Origin of the sequence: Kocuria sp. WRN011 (assembly GCF_002295155.1) — a bacterium.
In the GTDB taxonomy this organism is placed as follows: Bacteria; Actinomycetota; Actinomycetes; order Actinomycetales; family Micrococcaceae; genus Kocuria; species Kocuria carniphila.
The window spans coordinates 81,938-94,089 of record NZ_NSGI01000001.1 but is presented as its reverse complement, the minus strand read 5'-3'; the positions used below and the strand labels follow the sequence as shown (position 1 = coordinate 94,089).

9 protein-coding genes, 1 tRNA gene and 1 other RNA gene are annotated in these 12,152 nt (G+C 63.9%); 10 read left to right on the top strand and 1 reads right to left on the bottom strand.

Annotated elements, in window-relative coordinates; translation table 11 throughout:
* Positions 1-15: 15 nt before the first annotated feature.
* The 3 genes from CKW39_RS00425 (at position 16) to CKW39_RS00415 (ending at position 3,947) form a co-directional block, all read left to right on the top strand.
* The gene (locus CKW39_RS00425; protein ID WP_254049199.1) at positions 16-1,275 is read left to right on the top strand and encodes an endonuclease/exonuclease/phosphatase family protein; all 1,260 of its coding nucleotides are present in this window, start codon (positions 16-18) and stop codon (positions 1,273-1,275) included.
* Between the two features lie 27 nt (positions 1,276-1,302).
* On the top strand, positions 1,303-3,246 hold the full coding sequence (locus tag CKW39_RS00420) for an ExeM/NucH family extracellular endonuclease (protein WP_095796239.1): 1,944 nt from the start codon (positions 1,303-1,305) through the stop codon (positions 3,244-3,246).
* A 308-nt stretch (positions 3,247-3,554) separates the two neighbouring features.
* Entirely contained in the window at positions 3,555-3,947 is a 393-nt protein-coding gene (locus CKW39_RS00415) for a hypothetical protein (RefSeq protein ID WP_095796238.1), read from the top strand.
* Positions 3,948-4,482: 535 nt separating this feature from the next.
* Here the strand turns inward: CKW39_RS00415 and CKW39_RS00410 are convergent.
* Positions 4,483-4,567 (bottom strand) — tRNA-Ser (locus CKW39_RS00410).
* A gap of 193 nt (positions 4,568-4,760) precedes the next feature.
* Between CKW39_RS00410 and ffs the strand changes: the two genes are divergently transcribed.
* The 7 genes from ffs (at position 4,761) to CKW39_RS00375 (ending at position 12,120) form a co-directional block, all read left to right on the top strand.
* Positions 4,761-4,857, top strand: an RNA gene (gene ffs, locus CKW39_RS00405) — signal recognition particle sRNA small type.
* A gap of 64 nt (positions 4,858-4,921) precedes the next feature.
* Positions 4,922-8,158 (top strand): DNA polymerase III subunit gamma and tau, encoded by a 3,237-nt coding sequence (locus CKW39_RS00400; RefSeq protein ID WP_095796237.1) that lies wholly within the window; start codon positions 4,922-4,924, stop codon positions 8,156-8,158.
* Positions 8,159-8,179: 21 nt separating this feature from the next.
* Positions 8,180-8,785, top strand: coding sequence for a recombination mediator RecR (gene recR, locus CKW39_RS00395; RefSeq protein WP_095796236.1), 606 nt, complete (start codon positions 8,180-8,182; stop codon positions 8,783-8,785).
* A gap of 110 nt (positions 8,786-8,895) precedes the next feature.
* On the top strand, positions 8,896-10,182 hold the full coding sequence (locus tag CKW39_RS00390) for an aspartate kinase (protein ID WP_095796235.1): 1,287 nt from the start codon (positions 8,896-8,898) through the stop codon (positions 10,180-10,182).
* A 114-nt stretch (positions 10,183-10,296) separates the two neighbouring features.
* Complete coding sequence (locus tag CKW39_RS00385; protein ID WP_095796234.1) at positions 10,297-10,776, top strand: MarR family winged helix-turn-helix transcriptional regulator; 480 nt, start codon at positions 10,297-10,299, stop codon at positions 10,774-10,776.
* Positions 10,769-11,752 carry a 3-methyladenine DNA glycosylase gene (locus tag CKW39_RS00380; protein WP_254049198.1) on the top strand — a complete coding sequence of 328 codons (984 nt, stop codon included), beginning with the start codon at positions 10,769-10,771 and terminating at the stop codon, positions 11,750-11,752. Before CKW39_RS00385 ends, CKW39_RS00380 begins: the two co-directional genes overlap by 8 nt.
* Positions 11,749-12,120 (top strand): Rieske 2Fe-2S domain-containing protein, encoded by a 372-nt coding sequence (locus CKW39_RS00375; protein ID WP_095796233.1) that lies wholly within the window; start codon positions 11,749-11,751, stop codon positions 12,118-12,120. Before CKW39_RS00380 ends, CKW39_RS00375 begins: the two co-directional genes overlap by 4 nt.
* Positions 12,121-12,152: the final 32 nt, after the last annotated feature.

The window sequence follows — 12,152 nt, the reverse complement described above, 5'->3', positions numbered from 1 at the left end:
GACCTGGAGGTTCGTATGCGTGCTCGATCTCGCGCCCTTGTCGTTTCGTCGGCGGGTGCACTCGCCGTTGCTCTCGCCGTGAGCGCCGCGGCACCGGCCGTGGCTGGTGAAGGTGGGCGAGCGGCGTCGTCGTCGAAGAGCACGAATGCGACCGGCGACAAGCACGGGCTGCGCGTGGCCACGTACAACGCGTCCCTGAACCGCAATGAGGCGGGGCAGTTGCTGCGCGACCTGTCCACGCCGGACAATCAGCAGGCCAAGAACATCGCGGAAGTCATCCAGATCAACAACCCGGACGTGGTGCTCGTCAACGAGTTCGACTACGTGCCCGGTGGCCAGGCTGCGGAGGCGTTCCGCAACAACTATCTTTCGGTCGGGCAGAACGGTCAGGTACCGGTGGACTACCCCTACTACTACGTGGCGCCGGTCAATACGGGTGTGCAGTCCGGGCTGGATCTCAACCAGGACGGGCAGACGGGCGGGCCCGACGATGCTTGGGGCTTCGGTCTGTTCCCCGGCCAGTACGGCATGGTGATCTACTCCAAGTATCCGATCGCCCACGATCAGGTGCGCACCTTCCAGAATTTCCGTTGGCAGGACATGCCCAGTAACCAACTGCCCACCGACTACTACACGCGTGAGCAGGCCGAGCAGCTGCGGCTTTCGTCCAAGTCCCACTGGGACGTGCCCGTGCGCGTCGGCAATAAAACCGTGCACGTTCTGGCTGCACACCCCACCCCACCCAGCTTCGACGGCCCCGAAGACCGCAACGGCCGCAAGAACAACGACGAGATCCGCTTCTGGGCCGACTACGTCACGGGCAACAAGACCACCTCCTACATTTACGACGACGCCGGGCACCACGGTGGCCTGCCGCGCGGCGAGCGCTTCGTGATCGTGGGGGACTACAACTCCGACCCCAACGACGGCGATTCGTTCCCGGGTGCCATCGGCCAGTTGCTGAACAACTCGCGAGTCCGCGATCCGCTGCCGACCTCGAACGGTGCAGCGGAGGCCAGCGAGCGCCAGGGTGGCGCCAACCTCGCGCACGAGTCAGATCCTGCGCGCGACACCGCCGATTTCAATGACAACCCCGTTCCCGGCAATCTGCGCGTGGACTACGCGTTGCCGTCCAAGAATCTGCCGTTGCTGGATGCCGGAGTTTTCTGGCCCGCACCTGGCCAGCCCGGCTCCGAGCTGACCGGCGACTACCCGTTCCCGACCTCCGACCACCGCCTGGTGTGGGTGGACGTCAAGGTTCCGGGCAAGCGATAACCCTTCACCACAATCTGGAGATCACCCATGCCCGTTAAGTCATCCAAGCCCTCGTTGCGGATCCGGATAGCAGCCGCCTCCACCGGAGCCATGTTGCTGTGCAGTGGGATTGCCGCGGCGCCAGCGTTCGCGATCCCCGCCAACGACACCGTGTCCATCGCCGAGATTCAGGGCACCGGTGCCGAAACCCCGCTCAAGGGTCAGACGGTCACCACCGAACCCTCAATCGTCACCGCCGTGTATCCGGGTGACCCGGGCACGCTCGGCGGTTTCGTGATTCAGACTCCCGGTACCGGCGGCAAGGTGGACACGAGCAAGGCCTCCACCGGCATTTTCGTCTACACCGGCAGCACGCAGTCCACGGTCTCAGTGGGCGATCGGGTGCAGGTCACCGGTGAAGCCGGCGAATATCGCGGACTCACCCAGTTGGCCGGCAACATCGAGGTCACCCCGGTGACCGAAGACCTTCCCGCTGTGCAGCCCGCCACGAACGACTGGGCCTCCACAGCCGCGACCCGCGAGAACCTCGAGTCCATGTTGTATAAGCCCAAGGAGAAGTTCCAGGTCGCGGACACCTATGGCGTGGGCCGTTACGGCGAACTCGGACTGGCTGCGGGCAAGGAACTTCCCGCTCAGCCGACCCAGGTCGCACGGCCGGGCAGCGCGGAAGCCCAGGCTCAAGCGGAGCGCAACAGTGCCATCTCGGTGACGCTGGATGACGGGACCAACCGGGGCTTCGCGGCGTCGCCGACCCAGGAACCCCGCCAGGTTCCCTACCTGACCCGGGAGGATCCCGTGGCCGTGGGCGATTCCGCGCGCATCACCGAACCTGTGATCGTGGATTACCGCTTCGACAAGTGGCGCTTCCAGCCGACCTCCCCTGTGGTTCCGGGTGAGGAACCGGCACGCTTCTCGGGCTCGGCCGATCCCAAGTCGGCAGTGGGCGGGCAGATGCGGATCGCCTCGTTCAACGTGCTCAACTACTTCACGACCGTGGGCCAGGAAAAGGGCTGCCGCGGCGGCAACTACTCGACCGACGGCACCTACAACGTGGCCCAGAACTGCGATGTGCGCGGCGCGTTCGACCAGGCCGATTTCCAACGCCAGCAGGCTAAGACGGTCTCCGCGATCAACCAGTTGGACGCCTCCGTGGTCGGTCTCATGGAAGTGGAGAATTCCGTCAAACTCAGTGAGCCCAAGGACGAGGCCCTGCAGAACCTCGTCGCCGCGCTGAACAAGGCCGCCGGGTTCAAGAAGTGGGACTTAGTGTCCGTGCCCGACTCCGAGCTGCAGCCCGTGGCCGATCAGGACTTCATCACCAACGCCATCATTTATCAGCCCAAGCAGGTCACCCAGGTGGGCCGAGCCCAGGCTCTCGGTTCCGAGGCCGTTGCAGGGGGCGCTTTCGAAAACGCCCGCACTCCCCTGGCCGCCACCTTCACCTCGACCAAGGGCGGCGGCAAGCACGGCGCCGCGCCCACCACCGTGGTGGTCAACCACTTCAAGTCCAAGGGTTCCGCGCCTCGTACGGGCCCCAACCGCGCCTCGGGCGACGGCCAGGGAGCCTGGAACGCCGCGCGCGTGGCGCAAGCGAGCGCCGTCGTCAATTGGATCCCCGAGCTGAGCAAGGCCGCGGGCTCCGAGGACGTGGCCGTGCTGGGTGACTTCAATTCTTACGCCCAGGAGGACCCGATGCAGGAGTTCTACGGTGCCGGCTACGCGCAGGCCACGGAGGACGACTACACGTACGTGTTCGGTGGCCAGGTGGGTTCGCTGGACCACATGCTGGTCTCGCCGTCCTTGAAGAAGCGCATGACCGGCGCGGACGCCTGGAACATCAACTCCGGCCAGTCCCCGCTGCTGCAGTACAGCCAGTACCGCACCACCGCGCTCGACTACTACGTGGCGAACGAGATCGCTTCCTCCGACCACGACCCGTACATCGCGGGTTTCCGGGCGGGCAAAAAGTAGCCTTCACAGCACCGCCGACGACGCCGCGGCCACGCTCCTTTCGAGCGTGGCCGCGGCGCTGTTAAACGTGGGAGGCCCGGTGCGGTGACGATGTGCGCCGAACTGGGCGCGGCGGCGTCTGCAGCCTCGGCAGCCTGGAAAACTCGTGCGCGTCATTTTGTGACAATAGTTACTGGCAGGTCATGAGTGTCCTTATGATGTGAGCATCCCCCTGATCGGCGAGGGACTCACGGCCTGGCTGGGCCGTCCTGACGCGGAATATTGGTTCCGAGTTCGGAGAGTTATCGCCCGTAACAAAGGATCCGCGCATGATTGCCGCATCATCCTTCCGTCGTTCTGTGACGACCGGACTCATTGCATTGTTCTTGGCTTCCGGCACCGTTGCCGTCGGCACCGCACCTGCCGAAGCCGCGGTGGTCAAGCCGTGCAAGGCCACCATGTCCGTGACTCAGCCCCGCCAGTACACGAACACGTACGTAAACGTGTCCAAGGTGGGGGCACGTTCCAAGGTCACCACCAAGGCCAAGTACAAGACCACCACGAACACCAAGTACGCGACCGCCTCCACCAAGGGCACCGCGTCGGTCAAGTACCCCATCGCCGGTGCAACACCCGGACGCAAGGTGGTTGTGGAGGTATCCGCGAAGCAGGGCAACACGATCTGGAAGTGCACCACGTCGTTCACGCCCAAGAAGCGGTAGCTCCGGGGCTCTAGCCCCACCTGATACCGCCTATGCAGACACTATTGCCAGGCGCCGGAACGGCTGACCCTCTGCCACCGCTCGCGGCGCACGGAGGCTCGGCGGTGGCACTGCATTCTGGTCGACGGTAGTGCCCTCACACCTGAGCCAGTGCATCCTGATCGACGGTAACGCCTGGAACCGAATGATTCTTGGCTCTATCGTCGATCAGCATGCGGGGTGCGGGGAATCTTGGTCGCACCGTCGATGAGTGTGCAGTCCACCAGTCCTGGACGGCCGAAACTCGGGTCGAATACCACCACAAAGCCGCGGTCTTAGAAGGCCCTGACATCTGTGGCGCGAGAACGCACTTCAGAGTGCCTTTTCGATACGCATCTCGACCTGAAATGTCGTCGGCTACAGAACAGTGCCTCACATGTCCAGGATTGGGACGTGGGTCATAGGTCAGCAACGTGGTGCTGGGCGGATCCGGCACCCCGAACATGAAAGTAGCCCCTGACCGGTGTTTCCACTAGCCAGGGGCTACCTCACAACGCGGAGGATGGGGGATTTGAACCCCCGAGGGCGTTAACCCAACACGCGTTCCAGGCGTGCGCCATAGGCCGCTAGGCGAATCCTCCAGGCGTGCACATTCCCCAACGCGTGGGCAACGTGCGGCACTCAGCATAGCGGAACTCGAAGCCCTGATGCGAATCGAGGGTGAAGCTAGGGCAAAATCCGGACCGAGCGGCGTCGTCGTCGACCGACAGCATGCGATCCGATATGGACGCCCGGTCGGTTTAGAACTCTGCCATCAGTTGAGCTAAAGTAATGGGCAGCCCCTCGTGTGGCGTCATCCTGTTGAACTCCCCCAGGACCGGAAGGTAGCAAGGGTAAATGGGCTCTGGCGGGTGCGCGAGGGGTCTTTTCGTCTCTAACTCCCCAACCGTGCGGTCGCGCTGTGCCTGTCGGTGACCGCGGCTAAGGTTTCATACGTGACTACCGCCCTGTACCGCCGCTATCGCCCGGAGACCTTCGAGGATGTCATCGGTCAGGAACATGTGACCGAGCCCCTCATGACTGCCCTGCGCAAGAACAGGGTCAATCACGCCTATTTGTTCTCCGGTCCCCGCGGTTGCGGCAAGACCACGTCGGCCCGTATTCTCGCGCGCTGCCTCAACTGTGCCGAGGGCCCCACGGCCACGCCGTGCGGGCACTGCGATTCTTGCCGGGATCTCTCCCGCGACGGCGCTGGCTCGTTGGACGTCATCGAGATGGACGCGGCCTCACACGGCGGCGTGGATCATGCCCGTGACCTGCGCGAACGCGCCACTTTCGCTCCGGTGCGGGATCGCTACAAGATCTTCATCATCGATGAGGCGCACATGGTCACGCGCGAGGGATTCAATGCACTCCTGAAAATCGTGGAAGAGCCTCCGGAGCACGTGAAGTTCATCTTCGCGACCACCGAGCCGTCCAAGGTGCTCACCACCATTCGCTCGCGTACCCACCACTACCCGTTCCGGCTGGTTCCTCCCGAGCCGCTCATGCAGTACCTGGAGCTGCTGAGCGAGCAGGAACATGTGGCCACGGAGCCCGGTGTCCTGTCCCTCGTGGTTCGCGCCGGCGGCGGTTCCGTTCGCGATTCGCTGTCCGTGTTGGACCAGCTCATGGCCGGTTCCGATGACCGTGGCATGACCTACGACCTCGCGGTGGCCTTGCTCGGCTACACGCACGCGGCCCTCCTCGACGACGTCGTGGATGCCTTCGCCGCCGGCGACGCCGCCACGGTGTTCAGCGCAATCGATCGCGTGGTTCAGACCGGCCAGGACCCGCGTCGATTTGTCGAGGACCTCCTGGAACGCTTCCGCGACCTGGTCGTGGTCAACGCGGTTCCGGATTCCGCCGCCAACATCCTGCACGGCATGCCCACCGATCAGATCAATCGCTTGCGCAATCAGGCCAATCAGCTCGGGGCCGCAGAGCTCTCCCGCGCCGCGGACATCACTAACACCGCGCTCAACGAGATGACCGGGGCTACTTCGCCTCAGCTTCACCTCGAGTTGTTGTGTGCGCGCATTCTCCTGCCCTCCGCGGACCACACCACGCGCGGCATCACAGCCCGCGTGGACCGCCTCGAGCGCCGCCTGAGCATTCCTCGCGGCGCCGGTATTCGCCAGGGCGCCCCTGAGACCGATCAGCACGTCCCCACCGACGACGCCGCTCCCGCGCCACAGCACCAAACCGCACCTGAGCGTGCGCCCCAGCCAGCAGCCCCACCGACTGAAGCTCCGCCGTCGGCGGGCATGAACGCCCCGACTGTCGAAGAGCCCACGGATCCTCAGGACGGCACCGAGGAACCGGAAGGAACTTCACACCCGGCAGCCGCAGAGCCGGTTCCAGAGCGCGAACGTGAGACCGGTAGCGACACGCCTCCTGCAGACGGCCGGACCGGCCCAGGCGAACCAGATGCCGCCCACGACAACGGTCCGGTCGATCACGGACCGGAACACCGAGACACCACGCCGGCACGCCCTGATTCGGAGGAACCCGGCCAGAGCCGTGGTGCCGCCCCATCGGGGGCGCCCAGCGGAACTGGCGGAGCTCAGGGCCACACTGCCCCAGCTCAGAGCGCGGAGACTCATGCCTCCGCGGACCAGGGTGGGGAAATCGAGTTGCTGCGCGCATCCTGGCCGGAAATCGTGTCCGCGCTGGCAGAGATCCGTCGCGTCGCCTGGACGGTCACGATGCGTGGCACCCCCGTGACATTCGACGGTCAGACCCTGCGCATCGCTTTCGATGCCGAGGGCGATCTGCTGAACTTCCCGCGCTTCGAGAACGACGTGCGCGCGGCCATCCACTCCGTGCTCGGAATCGACTGCCGCATCGAAGCAGTGCGTCCCGGCGATACCCACGGCGGAGGCCAAAGCGGTGGCGGTTCCGGTGGCCCCACGCGCGGTGGGAATCCCGGTGGTAATGGACCGGGTGGCCCTGGCCGTGGGGGCAGACAACCCAGCAACGGGCAGGGAAGGCCGGACCAGGCGGGTGGCGGCCAGGGGCGTGGCGGTCAAGATCGCCGCACTCACCAGGGACCCCAAGACCACCAGGAACCTGGGGAGCAGCAGTCCACCACCGAGCCGCCCGCATACTTCCGTGAGCAGGAAGGTTTCGGTGCGCAGCGCCGGCGGCCCGCGGCCGAGCCCCAGCAGACGGCTGGGGAGCAGCCCACCGAACAGTCCAATGACCTGGGACGCGATCAGGGAGAGCAAGAGCAAGCCTCCCGCCGCACCCCGCAAGACCGTGAAAGTACCCCGCAGCCCGAACCTGAGCCCTCTCCGGAAGAGCCCGTGACATCATGGTCCGTGGCGAAAATCCCGCAGGGTAGGCCCGCCGAGTCAACATCAGATGCTGACTCCTCGGATCAAGCTGATGAGGCTCAGACGGGGGAAGCTAACGCGGCTCCGGTCGTGGAAGATTCCTCAGTCGAGTCGTCGGATCCGACGCCCATCTCCCCTGCGGACCTCACCATTGGCACGGGCGAAGATGTTGGCTCTGACAACGCTGACCTCACCAATCCTGAAACGTCGTCCGTGGACACTTCCGGGGACACCCGTGAGGACATGGCCGCCGAATCCCAACCGGTCGACAGCCTTGGGCAGGAACAGGGGCGTGCTCCCAACACCGAGAACACGAGCGACGCTTCGCCATCCGGTTCCGGGATTCGGCAGACAACCCAGGAATCCGACTCAGACCCCGACGGGCAGGAGTCCGCTCAGACATCGGCATCGGCATCGGCATCGGTTCAGAATCGGCCGTCAGCGTCCGGCGGGCGGCAGTTCGCTCAGGCTCCCGAGCACCCATCCGAGCCCAACAACGAGTACTGGACGCCCAATGAACCCCCGCCTCCTCCGGAAGACGAGCCGCCCGCTGACCTCTATGAGACTTCGGATCGTCGCCCGAGCGGATCTCGCGAACAAGCACCTGCCCAGGTCAGCAGCCCTCGCAATCAACGGCCGAGCTTCAGGGAACGCCACGCGGCGGAAATTGCCGCGGCACGGCAACGCCCCTCAGCGCCCCAGACCGAAGACTCCTCGGACACCAACGACGACGAGAACTTCTCGCCGAGTGCGGATGATGAGTCCATCGAGGACTCGTCGTTGTATGGCCGCGCGGCGATTGAACGAATTCTGGGGGGCCTGCTCATCGAAGAGCGCCCCCATCAAGCGAACTAACCGAATCCCCCAAGGAGAACTGTGTACGAAGGCGCGGTCCAAGACCTCATCGATGAGCTGGGAAGGCTCCCGGGAGTAGGACCCAAATCCGCACAGCGCATCGCATTCCACCTGCTCGACGCTGACAAGGACGAGGTCCAGCAACTCGTGGATGCCATCACCACGGTCAAAACGTCCGTGTCCTTTTGTCAGGTGTGCGGCAACGTGACCGAACAAGAAGAATGCGCCATCTGCCGTGACGCTCGCCGCGACCGCACCGTCATCTGTGTGGTCGAGGAATCCAAAGACGTCATGGCCATCGAACGCACCCGCAGTTACCGCGGGCTCTACCACGTGCTCGGTGGGGCTATCTCACCCCTCCAGGGTGTGGGCCCCGATCAGTTGCGCATCCGTGAACTCATGACGCGGTTGTCGGACGAAACAATCCAGGAGATCGTGCTGGCTACGGACCCCAACCTGGAAGGTGAAGCCACCGCCACATACTTGTCCCGCATGCTCAAGACCCTGGGTATCCGGGTCACCCGTTTGGCCTCGGGTCTTCCAGTGGGCGGCGACCTGGAATATGCGGACGAAGTCACTCTCGGGCGAGCCTTCGAGGGCCGCACGGTCATCGCGGAGGCGAACTGACTTCCCAGCTTCGCCTCATTGGACTCCGAAACGATCATGGTTGCGCAAACGGTTAGCATGGACGCCAAACCACTTGATCGCGTGATTCTTGCGCAGTCCGAGAGGAATGTATGAGCCTCATTGTCCAAAAGTTCGGTGGTTCCTCGGTTTCTGATGCCGACGGAATCCGCCGAGTTGCCCGCCGGGTCGCCGAGACCCGCAACGCCGGCAACGATGTCGTGGTGGTCGTCTCCGCCATGGGCGACACCACCGATGACCTGCTGGATCTGGCCATCGAGGTCGCTCGCAAGCCACCGGCCCGCGAGCTGGATATGCTCCTGACCGCAGGCGAACGCATTTCCATGGCGCTGCTGGCCATGGCTATCTCCGAGGTCGGCGTACCGGCCCAGTCCTTCACCGGCTCACAGGCCGGCATGATCACCGACGGTGACCACGGTGCGGCCAAGCTCGTGGAGGTCAACCCCTTCCGAGTGCGCGAGGCACTGGACGCCGGAAACATTGCGATCATCGCTGGTTTCCAGGGCGTGCACCGTTCGACCAAAGACATCACCACGCTCGGTCGTGGCGGTTCCGACACCACCGCCGTCGCACTGGCTGCCGCGCTCAACGCGGACGTGTGCGAAATCTATTCGGACGTGGACGGCGTGTACACGGCCGATCCGCGCATCGTTCCTTCGGCGCAGAAGCTCGACCGGGTGTCTTCCGAGGAAATGCTGGAATTGGCCGCCAACGGAGCCAAGATCCTGCACCTGCGCTGCGTGGAGTACGCGCGCCGCTTCAACGTGCCCTTGCACGTCCGCTCGTCGTTCAGCCATAACGAAGGCACCTGGGTCATGCCCACGCCCCACGAAAACTTCACGCCGCAGAAGGAGATTCCCTTGGAACAGCCGCTGATTTCCGGAATCGCACACGACCGCACCCAGGCCAAGATCACCGTGGTGGGTGTCCCGGACCGCCCTGGAATCGCGTCCCGTATCTTCCGCTTGCTCGCGGATTCCAAGGTCAATGTGGACATGATCGTGCAGAACGTCTCCACCGGGGATCGCCCCATGACCGACCTGTCCTTCACCCTGGACGAGTCCCAGGGTGACCTGGCCATGAACCTTCTGCGCGCTGCAGAGGAAAAGATCGGTTACACGAGTCTCGATTATGACGATCAGGTGGGTAAGATCTCCCTGGTAGGCGCGGGAATGAAAACGAACACCGGAGTGTCGTTCAAGTTCTTCGAGGCCCTGGCCAACGCGGATATCAACGTGGACATGATTTCGACCTCTGAGGTGCGGATCTCCGTGATCACCGATGTCAGCAAGTTGGACACCGCAGTGCGCGCCATCCACACCGCTTTCGGTTTGGACGCGGATAACGAGGCCACCGTGTACGGGGGAACCGGTCGCTGAGATTCTCAGACCTTCAGACTTACTGAGGTCACGGGCTGCCATCCAAGTGGCCCGTGACCTACACTTTTAGTGCACAAACTATCGACTAGAGAAGTAAACGCTGGAGAGGCACACATGGACATCCAACCTGGTGAGAACCTTTCCGAGAACACTCCGCACGATCCGATGGCCCTGGGGAACCAGTTGTGTTTCTCCTTGTCCGTAGCATCTCGAATGGTGGTCCAGAGTTACCGTCCCATCCTCGAACCCCTGGGACTGACCCATCCGCAGTACCTGGTGATGTTGTCTTTGTGGGGCTCCAGCCCCCGCACCGTGAAGGATCTGAGTTCCGAACTCATGCAGGATTCGGCCACTCTCTCGCCGCTGCTGAAGCGATTGGAAGCTCGCGGATTGATCTGCCGCGGCCGCGACCCCCACAATGAGCGCGCGCTGGCCGTGACCCTCACGGATGAAGGCCGGGCGCTCAAGGACCAGGCTGCCGAAGTACCCCTAGTCATGATGGAACGCATGGGCATCACGCCCGAACAGGTCCACGAGCTCAACACAGCCATGCGGTACATGATCACGCAGGCAGAAGTAGCATCGCGTGCTTAAAGCGCTGTTCCGTGAGGAATGGCTGGAGACGTCCCAAGTACACGAACAGCGCGTTTCCGGTTTCACCAGGCCGTTTCTGAACCGGCGGCACGAGGGGCGTGCGCACCCCGTGGAAGATTTCTTGTTCACGTACTACACCCTCTCCCCCGCCCAATTCACGCGGTGGCACCCCGGAGTCGGAACCATCCTGTTGGATGCCCAGGACAGAGCGGATTGGAAGTTCTACCGCCCCGCCACGAAGGCCGAACTTCAGGAGGCGAGCGCACCCGAGGGTGCGAGCGGCGTCGTCGTGGATCTCGAAAGCTTTGTGACCAAGCGCGAGACCGCCATTCGCTTCACCCGAGAGTTGCTGTCCAACACCGTGGCCAAGACCGGCACGTTCGACTGTTTCGGTCTGCACGAGTGGGCCATGGCGTACAAGGCGCAGGAGAACGGTGTGCGTCACGAGTACGTGGGACTGAGGCTGGGCGCGGAAGGCACGAACGCCGTGGTGGAATCGCACAAGATCCGCTGCTCCCATTTCGACGCCTTCCGGTTCTTCCAGCCGCAGGCCGTGGACCGCAACGAGCTGCAGCCAACCCGGGAAACGCAACGCCGCATGGAGCAGCCCGGGTGCCTGCACGCCAACATGGACCTCTACAAGTGGGCGTACAAGTTGCTGCCCGCCGTGGATTCCGATCTGTTGGCCGATTGCTTCGAGCTGGCCTGGGATGTGCGCCGCACGGACATGGAGGCATCCCCGTACGAGCTGAGCGAGTGGGGTTACGAGCCTGTGCGCATCGAGACTCCCGCAGGCAAGGCGGAGTACGTACGCCGCCAGCGGGACTTTGCCGCGCGGTCCGCCAACCTGCGCCGTCGGTTACTCGTAGTCACCGAACTCCTGCTCCCGGAAACCTGCTCCTCTCAATCCGCCGAGAGCCAGTCCCCACCCCGTCCTACTGACTGCCCCGCGGCCGCTCCGGGAGTTTCACAGTGATCGAGTCGACGTCACCCGGGCCGTGGGAACGAATTGTTGAGGTGTCGGCGCTACCGCAATCCTTTGATTTCGTGACAGCTCGCTGCAGCACAGGGCCTGTTCTAGTGACCCGTGACGCCGCAGGTGCCCTTCATGTCCTGTCCAACACGTGTCCTCACCAACGGGCCACCGTGTGTCGAGAGTCCTCGGGCCGTGCAACACGCTTTGAGTGCCCCAACCACTATTGGCTGTTCGCCCCGGACGGCCGTTTTCTGGGGTCTCGACTGAGCCTGGCCTCAGGGCGGTGCATTGCTGACGATCCGGCCAAGGACCTGGCCCGGGCCGAGGTCACCGTGACCGACGGCTGGGTCATGGCCCGTTTCAGCTGAATCGAGGATCGCCTGCCGTCACCGCCCCGACC